The 15,252-nt window shown below is 64.6% G+C and carries 14 protein-coding genes; 2 read left to right on the top strand and 12 right to left on the bottom strand.

Annotation, left to right across the window (positions count from 1 at the left end; translation table 11 throughout):
• Positions 1 to 2 precede the first annotated feature (2 nt).
• On the top strand, positions 3 to 1,334 hold the full coding sequence (gene miaB, locus ABUE11_RS03455; RefSeq protein WP_367067691.1) for a tRNA (N6-isopentenyl adenosine(37)-C2)-methylthiotransferase MiaB: 1,332 nt from the start codon (positions 3 to 5) through the stop codon (positions 1,332 to 1,334).
• Between the two features lie 32 nt (positions 1,335 to 1,366).
• Here the strand turns inward: miaB and ABUE11_RS03450 are convergent, their stop codons facing one another.
• The 11 genes from ABUE11_RS03450 to ABUE11_RS03400 form a co-directional block, all read right to left on the bottom strand.
• Positions 1,367 to 2,245, bottom strand: coding sequence for an SAM-dependent methyltransferase (locus ABUE11_RS03450; RefSeq protein ID WP_367067690.1), 879 nt, complete (start codon positions 2,243 to 2,245; stop codon positions 1,367 to 1,369).
• Complete coding sequence (locus ABUE11_RS03445) at positions 2,242 to 2,880, bottom strand: DUF1415 domain-containing protein (protein ID WP_367067689.1); 639 nt, start codon at positions 2,878 to 2,880, stop codon at positions 2,242 to 2,244. Before ABUE11_RS03445 ends, ABUE11_RS03450 begins: the two co-directional genes overlap by 4 nt.
• A 31-nt stretch (positions 2,881 to 2,911) precedes the next feature.
• On the bottom strand, positions 2,912 to 4,084 hold the full coding sequence (locus ABUE11_RS03440) for a deoxyguanosinetriphosphate triphosphohydrolase (protein ID WP_367067688.1): 1,173 nt from the start codon (positions 4,082 to 4,084) through the stop codon (positions 2,912 to 2,914).
• Between the two features lie 56 nt (positions 4,085 to 4,140).
• Positions 4,141 to 5,244 carry a 3-dehydroquinate synthase gene (gene aroB / locus ABUE11_RS03435; protein WP_367067687.1) on the bottom strand — a complete coding sequence of 368 codons (1,104 nt, stop codon included), beginning with the start codon at positions 5,242 to 5,244 and terminating at the stop codon, positions 4,141 to 4,143.
• A gap of 311 nt (positions 5,245 to 5,555) precedes the next feature.
• Positions 5,556 to 6,053 carry a hypothetical protein gene (locus ABUE11_RS03430; protein WP_367067686.1) on the bottom strand — a complete coding sequence of 166 codons (498 nt, stop codon included), beginning with the start codon at positions 6,051 to 6,053 and terminating at the stop codon, positions 5,556 to 5,558.
• A gap of 27 nt (positions 6,054 to 6,080) precedes the next feature.
• Positions 6,081 to 8,192, bottom strand: a complete 2,112-nt coding sequence (locus ABUE11_RS03425) for a type IV pilus secretin PilQ (protein WP_367068734.1) — start codon at positions 8,190 to 8,192, stop codon at positions 6,081 to 6,083.
• 35 nt (positions 8,193 to 8,227) lie between these two features.
• On the bottom strand, positions 8,228 to 8,785 hold the full coding sequence (locus ABUE11_RS03420; RefSeq protein WP_367068733.1) for a pilus assembly protein PilP: 558 nt from the start codon (positions 8,783 to 8,785) through the stop codon (positions 8,228 to 8,230).
• Positions 8,785 to 9,465 carry a type 4a pilus biogenesis protein PilO gene (locus ABUE11_RS03415; RefSeq protein WP_367067685.1) on the bottom strand — a complete coding sequence of 227 codons (681 nt, stop codon included), beginning with the start codon at positions 9,463 to 9,465 and terminating at the stop codon, positions 8,785 to 8,787. Before ABUE11_RS03415 ends, ABUE11_RS03420 begins: the two co-directional genes overlap by 1 nt.
• Positions 9,466 to 9,467: 2 nt before the next feature.
• Entirely contained in the window at positions 9,468 to 10,079 is a 612-nt protein-coding gene (locus ABUE11_RS03410) for a PilN domain-containing protein (protein WP_367067684.1), read from the bottom strand.
• Positions 10,076 to 11,155 carry a pilus assembly protein PilM gene (locus tag ABUE11_RS03405; protein WP_367067683.1) on the bottom strand — a complete coding sequence of 360 codons (1,080 nt, stop codon included), beginning with the start codon at positions 11,153 to 11,155 and terminating at the stop codon, positions 10,076 to 10,078. Before ABUE11_RS03405 ends, ABUE11_RS03410 begins: the two co-directional genes overlap by 4 nt.
• A 140-nt stretch (positions 11,156 to 11,295) precedes the next feature.
• A complete protein-coding gene (locus ABUE11_RS03400; protein WP_367067682.1) occupies positions 11,296 to 12,243 on the bottom strand; it encodes an IS481 family transposase in 948 nt (315 codons plus the stop codon).
• 207 nt (positions 12,244 to 12,450) lie between these two features.
• Here ABUE11_RS03400 and ABUE11_RS03395 point away from each other — a divergent pair, with 207 nt between their 5' ends.
• Entirely contained in the window at positions 12,451 to 14,832 is a 2,382-nt protein-coding gene (locus tag ABUE11_RS03395) for a penicillin-binding protein 1A (protein WP_367067681.1), read from the top strand.
• An 83-nt stretch (positions 14,833 to 14,915) separates the two neighbouring features.
• On the opposite strand, the gene cyaY is transcribed toward ABUE11_RS03395, so the two are convergent.
• Positions 14,916 to 15,245, bottom strand: a complete 330-nt coding sequence (gene cyaY / locus ABUE11_RS03390) for an iron donor protein CyaY (protein WP_367067680.1) — start codon at positions 15,243 to 15,245, stop codon at positions 14,916 to 14,918.
• Between the last annotated feature and the right edge of the window lie 7 nt (positions 15,246 to 15,252).

The following is a 15,252-nucleotide window of genomic DNA, read 5'->3' as shown; positions in this document are numbered from 1 at the left end:
CCATGAGCAAGAAAATCTTCATCAAGACCTTTGGCTGCCAGATGAACGAGTATGACTCGGACAAGATGGCCGATGTCATGCAGGCCGCCGAGGGCTACGAGCCCACGGACAACCCCGACGAGGCCGACCTCATCCTGTTCAACACCTGCTCGGTGCGCGAAAAGGCGCAGGAGAAGGTGTTCTCCGACCTGGGCCGCGTCAAGCATCTCAAGGACAAGGGCGTGCTCATCGGCGTGGGCGGCTGCGTGGCCAGCCAGGAGGGCGAGGAGATCATCAAGCGCGCGCCCTTCGTGGACGTGGTCTTCGGCCCGCAGACGCTGCACCGCCTGCCCGAGCTGCTGAACGCGCGCCAGCGGCAGCACAAGCCGCAGGTGGACATCAGCTTTCCCGAGATAGAGAAGTTCGACCACCTGCCGCCCGCGCGCGTCGAGGGCGCCAGCGCCTTTGTCTCCATCATGGAAGGCTGCAGCAAGTACTGCAGCTACTGCGTCGTGCCCTACACGCGCGGCGAGGAGGTCAGCCGCCCGTTCGAGGACGTGCTGGTCGAGGTCGCGGGCCTGGCCGACCAGGGCGTGAAGGAGGTCACGCTGCTGGGCCAGAACGTCAACGCCTACCTGGGCGCCATGGGCGAGACCAGTGAGAAGGCCGACTTCGCCCTGCTGCTCGAGTACGTGGCCGAGATCCCGGGCATTGAGCGCATCCGCTACACCACCAGCCACCCCAACGAGTTCACGCCGCGGCTGATCGCGGCCTACGACAAGATCCCCAAGCTCGTGAGCCACCTGCACCTGCCCGTTCAGCATGGCAGCGACCGCATCCTCATGGCCATGAAGCGCGGCTACACGGCCATGGAATACAAGAGCACGGTGCGCAAGCTGCGCGCCATCCGCCCCGACATGGCGATGAGCAGCGACTTCATCGTGGGCTTCCCCGGCGAGACCGAGGAAGACTTCCAGAAGATGATGAAGCTCATCGACGACGTGCGCTTCGACAACTCCTTCAGCTTCATCTTCAGCCCGCGCCCCGGCACGCCCGCGGCCAACCTGCACGACGACACGCCGCACGAGGTCAAGCTGCGCCGCCTGCAGGAGCTGCAGGCCGTGATCAACCGCAACATCAAGGAGATCAGCGAGGAGCGCGTGGGCACGGTGCAGCGCCTGCTGGTCGAGGGCTACTCCAAGCGCGACAACGGCGAGCTCATGGGCCGCACCGAGTGCAACCGCGTGGTCAATTTCCCCGGCCAGGCGCGCCTCATCGGTCAGCTGGTGGACGTCAGAATCACTGAGGCCATGACCTACACGCTGCGCGGCGAGGTCGTGACGGCCGAGGGGTAAGGCGCCGCGCGGGCGACAACCGGGCCACGAATCTAGGCGGCGGCCATGCCAAACCGTGCCGCGAGGGCCTGCTCCAGCCCGAACTCCTGCAGGATGGCGCGCAGGCGCTCCTGGGCGCTGCGCTTTTTCTGCCCGGTCCAGCGCGCCAGGATGAGTTCGTTCTTCAGGCTGTGCTCCCAGCCGACAAGCTCGGTCACGGTGACCTGGTAGCCCGAGGCCTCCAGGTGCAGGCAGCGCAGCACATTGGTGATCTGGCTGCCGAGCTCGCGCGTGTGGATGGGGTGGCGCCAGAGCTCGGCCAGCGGCGTGCGCGACAGGCTCAGCGCCTTGTTGCGGCGCAGGCAGGCCGCCACCTCGGCCTGGCAGCAGGGCACGAGCACCATGGCGCGGGCGTGCTTCTGCAGGCCGAAGGCGATCGCGTCGTCCGTGGCCGTGTCGCAGGCATGCAGCGCGGTGACGATGTCAAAGCGTTCGGGCAGTTGCGTGGCCGCTGCGGCGTCCGCCACCGACATGTCGAGGAACTGCATGCGCGCAAAGCCCAGCCGCTCGGCCAGCGCGCGCGAGCGCCGCACCAGCTCGGCGCGCCACTCGATGCCGTATATCTCGCCGCGCCCGAGCTGCTTGAAGAACAGGTCGTAGAGGATGAAGCCCAGATAGGACTTGCCCGCGCCATGGTCGGCCAGCAGCGGCGCGTGGCCGTCCGTGGACAGCTCAGCGAGCAGCGGCTCGATGAACTGGTAGAGGTGGTAGACCTGCTTGAGCTTGCGCCGCGAGTCCTGGTTGAGCCGCCCCTCGCGCGTGAGGATGTGCAGCTCCTTCAATAGCTCGATGGACTGGCCCGGGCGCAGCTCGGCCAGCACCGCCGCCTCGGCCGCCTGGGCCGCATCGGCCCTGGATTTGCCGCGGCTCACGCCCCGCCCTTTTCGCTGGTCTTGTCGTCGCTCTTGGCGCCATGCCCCATCGGGCAGCGCGGCCCCACGTCGAGCTCGGCCCATCCCTGGGCGCCCAGGCGCTCAAGCACCTCGATGTTGCGCTCGAAGATCTCCTCGGCCTCGGGGAAGACCTCAACGGCGCGGTCCAGACTCTCCTCGCGCAGCAGGTGCAGCGTGGGGTATGGCGCGCGATTCGTGCAGTTGCTCACGTCGTCGGCAAGCGTGCCCTCGAACTGGAAGCGCGGGTGAAACGCCGCGACCTGCAGGATGCCGGCCAGGTCCATGGCCTCGACGAGCTCGTCGGCGAGCCCGAGAAAGTCGTTGAAGTCCAGAAAGTCCGGCATGGCCAGTGGCGCCATGAGCAGCGTGGTGTCGCGCTTCTCGGGCGATGCCTCGGCCAGGGCCTCGAGCTCGCGCTGCAAATCCTGTAGCAGCTCGCGCGCATCCGTGGCGTGGCTCACGGCGTAGTGGATCTGATCCTTGGTGTGCACGCCCTTGGCAAACGGGCACAGGTTCAGGCCGATGACGGCGCGCTCGAGCCAGCGCACCGTGTCCTGCACCACGGTGGCGTCGTCGCAGGTGGATGGTTCGGGTTGATCGGAGGTGGTGGTCATGGCGCGCTCTGGTGCATCGAAGGGGCAGGCATTATCCGCCCAGCACGCGGCGCCCGGTCAGGCGCTCGTGCTCGCGCGCGGCGTAGCGGTCGGTCATGCCGGAGATGAAATCGGCCACGGTGCGGGCGCGCTGCTGCTCGTCGCTCGCGAGTGCGGTGGCCGCCTGCGCCGGCGGCATCTGCCGCGGGTCGGCCTGGTAGGTGGCGAAGAGCTCGCGCACCACCTCGCGGGCGCGGTCCGTGGTCTGCACCACCTGAGGGTGGCGATAGAGCTCGCGAAACAAAAACTGCTTGAGCTCGCGCGAGCGCGCGCGCATGTCCTCGGAGAAGCGCACCAGCACCGGCAGGCCGCGCACCGCGTCCACATCGGCCGGCGCATGCGCGTCCAGGGCCGCGCGCGTGGCATCGATCACGTCGTAGACCTGGTCGCTGAGCATGCGGCGTATCGCCTCGGCCAGCAGGCGACGCGGGCTCGTGGCATGGGTCAGCCGTGGGTATTCGGCCTCGGCCTGCGCGCGATAGCGGTCGAACAGCGGCACCTCGCGCAGCTGCTCCAGCGTGATGAGGCCCGAGCGCACGCCGTCGTCGATGTCGTGCGCGTTGTAGGCGATCTCGTCGGCCAGGTTGCACAGCTGGGCCTCCAGGCTGGGCTGGCGGCCGAGCAGAAAGCGCGAACCCACGCCGCCGGGTTCACGCGCCTCGATCAGCTCGGCGTTGCGGCGCGAGCAATGCTTCAGGATGCCCTCGCGCGTCTCGAAGGTCAGGTTGATGCCGTCGTACCGCGGGTAGCGGTCCTCGAGCACATCGACCACGCGCAGGCTTTGCAGGTTGTGCTCGAAGCCGCCAAAGCCCTCCATGCACTCGTTGAGCACGTCCTGCCCCGCATGGCCGAACGGCGTATGGCCCAGGTCATGGGCCAGGCACACGGCCTCGACCAGATCCTCGTTGAGCCGCAGCGAGCGCGCGATGGAGCGCCCGAGCTGCGCCACCTCGAGCGAATGCGTGAGCCGGGTGCGAAACAGGTCGCCCTCGTGGTTCAGGAACACCTGGGTCTTGTAGACCAGGCGCCTGAAGGCCGTGGAGTGCACGATGCGGTCGCGGTCGCGCTGGTACTCGGTGCGCGTCGGCGCGGGCGCCTCGAAGTAGCGGCGCCCCCGGCTGCGCGCCGGGTCACAGGCATAGGGGGCGAGCAGGGCTTCATGCATAAAATATGCCCCTAACGCTTACCAGCAAAGCGCGAGCAGCTATCAAATCAATACCGCTACGCACAGCAGGCGTCGATCACCTCGCGCACCAGCGCATCGGGCGCGGCGCGCATGATGGCCTTGCCCGGGCCGTCGATGAGCACGAAGCGGATCTCGCCGCCTTCGGCCTTCTTGTCCACGCGCATCAGCTCCAGGTAGCGGCCGGCGTTGTCCTGCGCGTCCAGGACCGGCGCGCGCGTGGGCAGGCCGGCGCGGGCGATCAGGCGCGTGAGGCGCTCGACAAACGCCGCATCCACCATGCCCAGGCGGCGCGAGAGTTCGGCCGCCATGACCATACCGGCGGCCACGCCCTCGCCGTGCAGCCACACGCCGTAGCCCATGCCCGCCTCGATGGCGTGGCCGAAGGTGTGGCCGAAGTTGAGGATGGCGCGCAGGCCGGATTCGCGCTCGTCCGCGCCGACCACCGCGGCCTTGATCTCACAGCTGCGCCTGACGGCATGGGCCAGCGCGGCCCGGTCGCGCGCGAGCAGCGCATCCATGTGCTGCTCCAGCCAGGCAAACAGCTCCATGTCGGCAATGGGCCCGTACTTGATGACCTCGGCCAGCCCGGCGGCCAGCTCGCGCGCGGGCAGCGTGTCGAGCGTCGCCAGGTCGCACACCACCAGGCGCGGCTGGTAGAAGGCACCAATCATGTTCTTGCCCAGCGGGTGGTTGATGGCGGTCTTGCCGCCCACACTGGAATCCACCTGCGCCAGCAACGTGGTCGGCACCTGCACAAAGGGCACGCCACGCATGTAGCAGGCAGCGGCAAAGCCCGTCATGTCGCCGACCACGCCGCCGCCCAGGGCGTAGAGCACGGTCTTGCGGTCGCAGCCATGGCTGAGCAGGGCGTCGAAGATCAGGTTCAGGGTCTGCCAGGTTTTGTGTTCCTCGCCATCGGGAAGGACCACCGTGTGCACCTGGGCATATCGATCCCGCAGTTGTTGCTCCAACTGCGCTCCATACAGCGGCTGCACGCAGGAATTGGTCACAACAAGCGCCGCAGAGCCCTTGGGCAACGCCGGATTCCGGCTCAGGCCGCCAAGCAGGCCAGGTCCAACGGAAATGTCGTAACTACGCTCACCCAGGTCGATGGCAATGGTTTCAGGAACTGCATTCATACCCTGAGCTTAACAACGCGCAGCACGGATGAAAAAAACCCCGGCCAAGCCGGGGTACCTATGGGACCGCGAACATACCAACACACTATGTGCTTCATCGCACCGCGTCAGCACTCGTCTGAACCTGAGCTTCACTGCGAAGCCACACAACGCCAGGCGAACATTGGTATGGATGCGCCTCGACTGGTATCGGAGTGCACCACAGTCAGTATTTCGCCCACAGGCATGACTATCCGCGACTCATGGTGCAGCACTCACTGATTGCCGGGTTCGCGCATGGTGCATGCCCTCGAATCTCGGTTCCCCCCAGCCTAACTCACTCGGATGTTGACACTTGCGGAGTGCAGTTTCTTGTCACGCGGATCCTGCACAGAGCAGGTGATCTTCACATCACCCGCTTGATTTCCCGCATGAAAATGAAAGGAGCTCCCCCCGGAATTGGCACCCAAGGTAATGCTGCGGTACGACACTGGCTTTCCATCCTTTTCGTGCTCCTCGTCTCCATCCAGGTAGTACAGCGCACCGGAGTCCAGCCCTTCCTTGATATCGCATGCGAAAACATCCTTTTCGCCGCCAGGTATTGGACGCCCATCCTCAGTCGCATTCACATACAAGGTGGTTGTGAACGGGGCATTCGCGCCAGTTCCCGGCGGATACCCTGCCACGTTCAGTGGCAAAACCGTCCTGTCCGCACGCAAGGTGATTTGGTAGGGCGCATGTGATTCGCCGCCGCTGTCGCCGCCACCACCGCACGCCGTCAATGCCGCCGCACACACCACGGCAACTGTGCAAAAAACAGAAATTTTCATACTTGATTCACTTTCAATCGCTCAGACTCAACGCACTGGCCCACGATCCGTAATGACCTTGGGCGTAATAAACACCAGCATTTCCCTTTTCATGGATTCCTTGGTGCGGTTCTTGAACAGATTTCCGACCACGGGAACGTCACCCAGCAGGGGGATCTTGTTTTCCTGGTTGGTTTCTTCCATTTCGAAGATGCCGCCAATCACCACGGTGCCGCCGTTCTCGACCAGCACCTGGGTCTTGATGTGCTTGGTGTCGATGGCCACGCCCTGGGTCGTGCTCTCGCCTCGGCTGTCCTTGTTGACATCCAGATCCAGAATGATGTTGCCCTCGGGCGTGATCTGCGGCACGACCTCGAGCTTGAGCACGGCCTTCTTGAAGGCGATGGTGGTGGCGCCATTGGGGGCAGTGACTGAATACGGGTACTCGGTACCCTGTTCGATCAGGGCCTTGGTCTGGTCGGCCGTGATCAGGCGCGGACTGGAGACGATCTTGCCCTGGCCGTCGGCCTCCATGGCAGACAGTTCCAGCGTCAGGAAACGGTTGGCTGCGGAATTGAAGATGGACAGGGCAAACGAGCCCACGGCCTGGCCGCTGGACAGTGACGCCGGCAGATTCACGAAGCTGCCACCCACATCGACGGCTCCGCCGAACCCGGCCGAGTTCGTGGCGTTGCTGTAGTTGGTGCCCCAGGCAGCACGATTGCCGCCACCGAGGCTGTATCCGCCATCGCCGCCGCGATTGGCGCGCAGGTCGCCACCACCCAGGCGCACGCCCAGCGAGCGGCCAAAGGTGTCACGTGCCTCGACGATGCGCGCCTCGATCATGACCTGGCGCACCGGCACGTCCAGCGTCAGCAGCAGCTGCCGCACTTCTTCCAGTTTGGCGGGCGTGTCGGTCACGAACAGCTGGTTGGTGCGCGGCTCGGCGATGGCATTGCCGCGCTCGGTCAGGAATCGCGTGTTCTGGCTGCCGTTGCCGCTTCCGCTGCCCGAGGAGGTGTTGGTCGTCAGCTGGGTGACCATGTCGGCAGCCTTGGCGTAGTTCAGCTGATAGGCCTGCGTACGCAGTGGCTCCAGCTTCTGGATGGCCTGCGCGGCCTCGTAATCCTTGCGCGTACGCTCGTCGATCTCGTCCTTGGGTGCGATCCACAGCACGGTGCCGGACTTGCGCATGCCCAGGCCCTTGGCGTCCATGATGATCTGCAAGGCCTGATCCCAGGGCACATCCTTCAGGCGCAGGGTCAGCGCGCCCGTGACGGTGTCGGAGGTGACGATGTTGAAGTTGGTGAAGTCGGCGATCACCTGAAGCAGCGAGCGCACTTCGATGTTCTGGAAGTTGAGCGACAGTTTCTCGCCGGTGTAGTTGGGCCCCTGGGTCAGCTTGGACAGGTCGACCTTCTTGGAGCGCACCTCGACGACGAATTGGTTGTCGCTCTGGTACGCGCTGTGCTCCCAGTCCCCCACGGGGTTGATGATCAGGCGCACGCGCTCGCCCTGCTGGCTCGCGGAGATGGTCTGCACGGGGGTGCCGAAGTCCGACACATCGAGACGCCTGCGCAGGCCTTCGGGCAGGGATGAGCGCAGAAAGTCGATCTCCAGTCCCTTGCCCTGCTGCTTGAGGTCAACACCCACCTGGTTGTTGGCAAGACCTACGATGATGCGCCCCGCGCCATCGCTGCCACGGCGGAAATCCAGATCCTTGAGCGGCAGCACATCGGCGTTGTGCCCCTCGGCAAACGTGGCCGCAGACCCGCTGGACACGCGCGCGTTGCCGGTCACGGCGTCGAGCAGCACCAGCACCGTCTTGCCGTGCAGTTCGGCACGGTAGGACGTGGGCTGCTTCAGGTTCAGCACGATGCGCGAGCGCTCGCCGGCCTCCACGATGTTGGCCGACTTCACGTTACCCTGGTTGATCTCCACCAGCGAACGGCCCGCGCCATTGGTGGTGGCGGGAAAGTCGAGTGCGATGCGCGCGGGCGACTGGATGGCAAAGCCGGTCGGCAGCTCGGTCTGCGGCTCCGAGAAATCGATGCGCAACACCTCCGCACCACCCTGGATGAAACCCGCAACCGATTCAATGGAACCCCGTGCGTGCGAGACCGTGGCGCCCAGAACCACCACGATGGCCGTGCCGACCATCCGCAGGCGGCGACTCCAACGAGATTGCTGTCGAATCATTTCCTCACCTCATTTCCCTCTTGGAGCTCGAGTGTTGTCATGCGCTCCACCCAGTCACCCGTGGGGTCCTGGACGATCTCGCGCAATCGGATAGTTGTCTCCGAAATTCCGATGATCTTTCCGTAGTTCTGCCCGAGGTAGTTGCCCGAACGCACCTGGTACAGGAGTTTGTCCACGCTCACGAGCGCGGTCGGAGCACCTGTCTTGTTCAGACTGCCGACCATCTTCATCGCGTCAAGCGGATAGGCCTCGAGCGGCTCCTTGCGCCTGGACATCTCGGGCGCGATCAGGGACGCGTTGGCCACGGATTCCGACGATTCGCGGCGCAGTGCCTGCGTGAGCTTCATCGGGCTGAACGGATCGGTCTTCCCGTCCCCGGTGTAGTCCTGCGGGTGGAACTGCTTGGGTTCGGTCAGCGGCGTGACGCGCGGCTTGGTGGTTGCACGCAGGTCGCTCATCCACTGGCGCAGTTCGTCCTCGTCACTGCCACCGCACCCCGACAGGATCAGGGCACCCATGAGCGTGGCGAGCAGCCTGGGGCAATGGCGACGCATCATTTCTTGGCTCCCTTCTTCGCAGCGGCCTTCTGAGCCTGTATCTCGTCCTGATCGAGATAGCGGAAGGTTCTTGCCGTCGCCTCCATGGTCAGATTGCCCTGGGCGTCCTTGGTCGGCGGCGCCAACGAAAGATTGTTCAGCGTCACGATGCGCGAGAGATTGGCAACGTCGGATGCGAAGGCCCCAACGTCGTGGTACTTACCCACGACTCGAATCGCAATGGGAAGTTCGGCGTAGTAGTCCTTGACCACCACCTGGCCCGGGCGGAACAGCTCGAACTGCAGGCTGCGCCCCAGGCCGGCCTGGTTGATGTCCGACAGCAGGGCCGACATCTCTGCCTTGCTGGGCAGTTGCTTTTCGAGCTGGGTCACGTATTGCTGGACCTGCTCGCGCTGCTTCTTCAGCGCGTCCAGGCTCACGGCCTTCACGAGCTTCTTCTGATAGTCGGCGCGCAGGGTCTGCTCGGTATTGCGCTCTGCCGTCAGTTCCTCCTCGAACTCAGACAGCTTGAAGAACCACAGAAACGTGGCCACACCGACGGCGATCAGCACACACAAAAGTGTGCGCGGCAGAACCGGCCACAGCGACGGATCCTTGGGGTCGAGATTCTGGAACTGGCGCTGCAGGTCATCCTGGAGCTTGGCGAAGTCGAACTTCGGCGCTTTTTTCTTGGCCATGGCTATTTCCCTGCCGCCGCTTGCGCAGCCGCGCCTGTCGCCGCCTGCATGTCGGAGCTGCGCACGAGGCGAAACCGCAGATTGAACGAGGCCACGCGACGCTGATCCTTGGGCGACAAGGACATGTTGGCGGCGATGATTTCCACCAGTTCGGGCTTGGCCAGCCAGGGCGTGTTGTTGCTCAGGTTTCGCAGCATTTCGGACACCCTCTCATTGGACTGGGCCATGCCCTGCATGGCGACCACCTGATCGGTCTGTTTGAGGCTGGTGACATAGACACCATCGGGCAGCTGCTGGACGAGTTCATTGAGCAGGTGCACCGGCAGGTTGCGGTCGGACTGCAGGTCCTCCACGGCCTTCTGGCGCGCCTGCAGGGCCGCGATTTCCTCTTCGATGGTGGCGATCTCCTTGATCTGGGTTTCCAGTACCTTGATCTCGCCACGCAGATAGTTGTTTCGGTCCTGCTGATCGGAGATCTTCATCTGGAACCACCAGTAGATGGCTCCGGCGATGGCCAGTCCCAGCAGCGCCGATGCCAGCATGGTGGCCTGAAAAAGCTCGCGCCGGCGTTTGCGCGCCGCCTCGCGGTGGGGGAGCAGGTTGATCAGAATCACTGCAGAAACCTCCGCATCGCCAGTCCACAGGAAGTCAGGTAGGAGGGCGCCTCGCGCGCCATCTTCCTCAGACGCACTGCGCCGCCCACGTCCATGCCCTCGAACGGATTGATGATGCTGCAGGCGAAGCCGGTGGTCTCGGTGACGGCCTGGGTCAGGCCATGCAGCGGCGCCGAGCCGCCCGCGAGCATGATGTGATCGACCCGGTGGTAGGGCGTGCTGGTGAAGAAGAACTGCAGCGCGCGCCCAATCTCCTGCGCCAGGCTGTCGACGAACGGGGTCAACACCGCGGACTGATAGTCCTCGGGCAGATCGTTGTTGCGCTTCTTGTTCTCCGCCTCTTCCTGCGAGAACCCGTATTGGCGCACGATGAGCTGCGTCAGCTGCGCACCGCCAAATGCCTGGTCGCGTTCGTAGAGCACGTCGTCGTTGCGGATCACCTGCATGCTGGTGGTCAGCGCCCCCACCTCGAACAAGGCCACGACGGAATCCACGCCGCGATGGGGCAAGGCCTCTATGAGGCGCCCCGCGGCAAGGCGTGCGGCATGGGACTCGATGTCCACGATCACGGGCTTGAGGCCTGCCGCCTCGGCCAGGCCCTGACGGTCCTGGACCTTTTCCTTGCGCGACGCGGCGATCAGCACGTCGACATCGCCGGATCCGTTCTTGCTGGGACCCACCACGCAGAAGTCCAGACTGACCTCATCCAGCGAGAAGGGTATGTACTGATTGGCCTCGGACTCGACCTGCACCTCCAGCTCCTGCTCGGTCATGCCACCGGGCAGGCTGATGCGTTTGGTAATGACCGCGGAGGGCGGCAGAGCCAGCGCCACGTTCCGCGTGCGGGTTCCGCTCTTCTTCACCACACGGCGCAAGGCCTCGGCGACCTCGTCGAATTTTTCGATATTGCCGTCAGTGATCCACCCGCGCTCGAGCTGCTCCATGGCGCAGCACTCGAGAACCAAGGCTCCTGCCTTGTCCCGCCCGAGCTCCACGAGCTTGACGCTTGATGAACTGATGTCGACCCCAAGCAACGGGGCCGGCTGGCGACTGAGTAATGACCCCATGGAGATCACGGTTCCCTCCCCGCAACTTGCAGCTTGTAGCAACAAAACTTAACACTTCAGATGAATACTATCAGTATGCACCTACACCGGCAAAGAAATTTACGGGTTTGATACAGCTCTCACGTTGTCAAAAGCTGACGATTCATGTGCTAGCTGTAGTTTCTCACCACGTTGTTTCCATCGAAGCCGAGGCGTGTGATGGGCGGTTTGCCGGAAGTAGCAGAGTGTGGCCGGTTGAAGTTGTAGTGGTACATCCAAGGAGCCAACTCACGGGCGCGCAGCTCTGAGCTGGGATAGACGAACGCATAGGCCCATTCGCGCAGCAGAGTCTGGATGAAGCGCTCAGCCTTGCCGTTGGTGCGTGGCGTGTACGGGCGGGTGCGGATATGCCGGATGCCCAGGCGGCGCAGCAGTTTGGCAAAGCGGCGCGAGTTGTAGGCCGAGCCGTTGTCCGTCATCACCTGCTCGATCTTCACGCCCAGGCTCTTGTAGTAGCGCAGCGCCGCCAGCACGAAGGTGCACGCACTCTTGGCCGTCTCATCGGCCAGCACCAGGCTGAAGCCCACACGCGAGTGATCGTCGATGGCCACATGCAGCGCTTGCCAGCCCGCATGTGGCGTGTTCTGGGTGCGGTCACCCGTGACGCGGTGCCCCGGTCTGTCGAAACGAGCGAGTTTCTTGGTGTCCAGATGCAGCAGCTCACCAGGCGCTGCGCGCTCGTAGCGCCGCACAGGCACCGCCTGCTGCAGGGCAGGCAGATGGGTAACGCCGGCAGCCTTGCAGGCACGCGCCACCGTGCTGCGCGACAAGCCCACGCGCTCGGCAATGCGCTCATAGGTCAATCGCTGGATTCGTCGCAGCGCCACGGCACGCTCGAGCTTGCTCGCCAGGCTGCGTCGGGGGCTGCGCCGGGGCCGCGAGCTACGATCGATCAGACCGGCAGCGCCCTCGGCCGCGTAGCGACGTAGCCACTTGCGGGCCGTGTGCGTGCTGATGCCGGCGGCCGCGGCCGCCGGCATCAGGCCAATGCGATCGATCTCTTGCATCAAGTGTGCTCGCCCTTTGGGCGTCAATGAGGCATTCTTGTGGATGTTCATCCGGGGAGTCCTGAAGAAAGCTGGTTGGCGTGAGAACCGCCATCTTCCTTCACCTCGGGTGAACAACCTCTTGGGAAACGACAGCTAGCTGGCCGAAGCGTTGTCGGCAAACTCGGGGCGGTCCTGGCGGAGCAGCCCATCTCACGTCACCAGAAATGGGTAAATGCCGCATTTTTATAATGCGGAGTTGCTTGCCGATTGAGCCCTATGCCGCATTCACAGGAATCCTCCCCCACCCCCAAGGCCCCCCGCCATTCGCATTCGCCGCGCTGGCTGCGCTGGCTGCTGCGTGCCGTGGCCTGGCTCGTGGGCCTTGGCGCGGCCGGGGTGCTGGCTGCGGTGCTGGTCGTGGGCATAGGCCTGGCCATGGCCTACCCCAATCTGCCGGACGTGTCCGAGCTGGCCGACTACCGGCCCAAGCTGCCGCTGCGCATTTATTCCACCGAGGGCGCCCTGCTGGGCGAGTTCGGCGAGGAGCGCCGCAACCTGACCCCGATTGCCGAGATTCCGGCCGTGATGACCAACGCCGTGCTGGCCATCGAGGACGCGCGCTTCTTCGAACATGGCGGCGTGGACTACAAGGGCGTGCTGCGTGCCGCACTGGCCAATCTGGGGCGCGCCAAGAGTCAGGGCGCGTCCACCATCACCATGCAGGTGGCGCGCAACGTGTATCTGACTTCGGAGAAGACCTTCACGCGAAAGATCTATGAGATCCTGCTGACGTTCAAGCTCGAGCATCTGCTGACCAAGGACCAGATCCTCGAGATCTACATGAACCAGATCTACTTGGGCAATCGCGCCTACGGGTTTGCGGCCGCTTCCGAGGCCTATTTCGGCAAGCCCCTGAAGTCCATCACCGTCGCCGAGGCCGCCATGCTGGCCGGCCTGCCCAAGGCCCCTTCGGCCTTCAACCCCATCAGCAACCCCAAGCGTGCCCGCATCCGCCAGCTCTACATCATCGAGCGCATGCTGGACAACGGCTTCATCACCGCCGAGCAGGCCGAGACCGCCAAGCGGGAAGACCTGAAACTGCGCTCATCCACGGGCAACACCCACATCCACGCCGAATATGTGGCAGAGATGGCACGCCAGCTCATCTTTGCCCAGTATGGCGCCGAGGCCTACACGCGTGGCCTGAACGTCTACACCACGCTGAACGCGGGCGAGCAGGAGGCCGCCTATACGGCACTGCGCAAGGGCATCATGGACTACGAACGGCGCCAGCATTTCCGCGGACCGGAGCGCTTCGTGACCCTGCCCACCAATCCGGCCGAGGTCGAGGATGCCATCGACGATGCGCTGGCCAGCCATCCGGACAACGGCGACGTGCTCGCGGCCGTCGTGCTGGACGTGACTCCCAAGCGGATCCTGGCCGCTCGCGCCGACGGCGAAGAAATAGAGATCACGGGCGACGGCCTCAAGCCGGCCCAGTCGGGCCTGAGCCCCAAGGCTCCGCCCAACATCAAGCTGCGTCGCGGCGCCGTGATACGCGTGGTGCAGACGCCTAAGAAGACCTGGGAAATCACCCAGCTGCCCGAGGTCGAGGGGGCGTTCGTGGCCGTCGATCCGCGCACGGGTGCGATACGCGCCCTGGTGGGTGGGTTCGACTTCGACAAGAACAAGTTCAACCATGTCACCCAGGCCTGGCGCCAGCCCGGCTCGGCCTTCAAGCCTTTCATCTATTCGGCCGCGCTCGACAAGGGCTTCTCGCCCGCCACCGTCGTCAACGACGCGCCGATCTTCTTCAGTGCCGGCGCCACCGGCGCCCAGCCGTGGGAGCCCAAGAACTACGACGGCAAGTACGACGGCCCGATGACGCTGCGCAGAGGCCTGGCCAAATCCAAGAACATGATCTCCATCCGCGTGCTCCAGGCCGTGGGTCCCAAGACTGCACAGGAATGGGTGAGCCGCTTCGGCTTCGACGCCGACAAGCACCCGCCCTATCTGACCATGGCACTGGGGGCGGGTTCGGTGACGCCGCTGCAGATGGCGACGGCGTATGCCGTGTTTGCCAATGGCGGCTATCGCATCAACCCATATCTGATCACGCGGGTGACCGACCAGAAGGGGCGCATCCTGTCGCAGTTCGAACCCCCGCCCGTATCCAGCAACCCGCGCGCCATCGACGCGCGCAACGCCTTCATCATGGACAGCCTGCTGCAGGAGGTGGCGCGCAGCGGCACGGCCGCACGCGCGCAGGCCACGCTCAGGCGCCCCGACCTGTACGGCAAGACGGGCACGACGAACGACTCCGTCGATGCATGGTTTGCGGGATTCCAGCCCACGCTGTCCGCCGTGACGTGGATTGGCTACGACCAACCGCGCAACCTGGGCAGCCGCGAAACGGGCGGTGGCCTGGCACTGCCGATCTGGATCAGCTTCATGGACAAGGCGCTCAAGGGCGTGCCCGTGGCCGAACCCACCGTGCCTCCCGGCGTGGTCAATGTGAGCGGCGAATGGTTCTACGACGAGTACGCGCACAGCGCCGGCGTGGCCAGCCTCGGCATGGATGCGGCCGCGCCCGCTGATCCCACCGTGGCCCCAGCCCCTGAGGAGCGCAACCGCATCCTGGATCTGTTTCGCAACTGAGCAGCTCGCCAACCAAGAGGCGCAGGGGGATCATGAGCCGACGCCCTCCCTCGACATGAAAAGGCCCCGCCAGGGGCCACCCCTCATGCCGTGAACCGCAGCGCCATGCCGGCCTGACGGCTGGCGTCACGGCTCAGCGCCGCGAAGAACTCCTCACCCCCCTTGGTGTCCACCCAGCGTGTGCCGTCAAAGCGATAGTGATAGCCGCCGGACTGCGCAGCCATCCAGACCTCATGCAGAGGCCGCTGCAGATTGATCACGATCTGGCTGCGGTTGGCAAACATGATGGTGACCATGCCGCCCGAGCGCTGGTTGTCCAGATCCGCATCGGTGGCGTCGTTGATGCGGTCGCAGCCCTGCTCCACGGCGAGCAGCAGTTGTTCGGCGCGGTCCATGAATTCCAGGTCGGTCATTACAATT

The sequence above is a fragment of the Oryzisolibacter sp. LB2S genome (genome assembly GCF_040732315.1).
Lineage (GTDB): Bacteria > Pseudomonadota > Gammaproteobacteria > Burkholderiales > Burkholderiaceae_C > Alicycliphilus > Alicycliphilus soli.
This window is presented reverse-complemented; position numbering and strand designations above follow the sequence as displayed.

What these genes read in the sequence shown, in the direction of transcription:
- miaB (WP_367067691.1), top strand. Translation starts at nt 3, where the DNA reads ATGAGCAAGAAAATCTTCATCAAGACCTTTGGCTGCCAGATGAACGAG.
- ABUE11_RS03420 (WP_367068733.1), bottom strand. Translation starts at nt 8,785, where the DNA reads ATGCGTCGCCATTGCCCCAGGCTGCTCGCCACGCTCATGGGTGCCCTG.
- ABUE11_RS03400 (WP_367067682.1), bottom strand. Translation starts at nt 12,243, where the DNA reads ATGAACATCCACAAGAATGCCTCATTGACGCCCAAAGGGCGAGCACAC.
- ABUE11_RS03395 (WP_367067681.1), top strand. Translation starts at nt 12,451, where the DNA reads ATGCCGCATTCACAGGAATCCTCCCCCACCCCCAAGGCCCCCCGCCAT.
- ABUE11_RS03415 (WP_367067685.1), bottom strand. Translation starts at nt 9,465, where the DNA reads ATGGCCAAGAAAAAAGCGCCGAAGTTCGACTTCGCCAAGCTCCAGGAT.
- ABUE11_RS03425 (WP_367068734.1), bottom strand. Translation starts at nt 8,192, where the DNA reads ATGGTCGGCACGGCCATCGTGGTGGTTCTGGGCGCCACGGTCTCGCAC.
- aroB (WP_367067687.1), bottom strand. Translation starts at nt 5,244, where the DNA reads ATGAATGCAGTTCCTGAAACCATTGCCATCGACCTGGGTGAGCGTAGT.
- ABUE11_RS03445 (WP_367067689.1), bottom strand. Translation starts at nt 2,880, where the DNA reads ATGACCACCACCTCCGATCAACCCGAACCATCCACCTGCGACGACGCC.
- ABUE11_RS03430 (WP_367067686.1), bottom strand. Translation starts at nt 6,053, where the DNA reads ATGAAAATTTCTGTTTTTTGCACAGTTGCCGTGGTGTGTGCGGCGGCA.
- cyaY (WP_367067680.1), bottom strand. Translation starts at nt 15,245, where the DNA reads ATGACCGACCTGGAATTCATGGACCGCGCCGAACAACTGCTGCTCGCC.
- ABUE11_RS03440 (WP_367067688.1), bottom strand. Translation starts at nt 4,084, where the DNA reads ATGCATGAAGCCCTGCTCGCCCCCTATGCCTGTGACCCGGCGCGCAGC.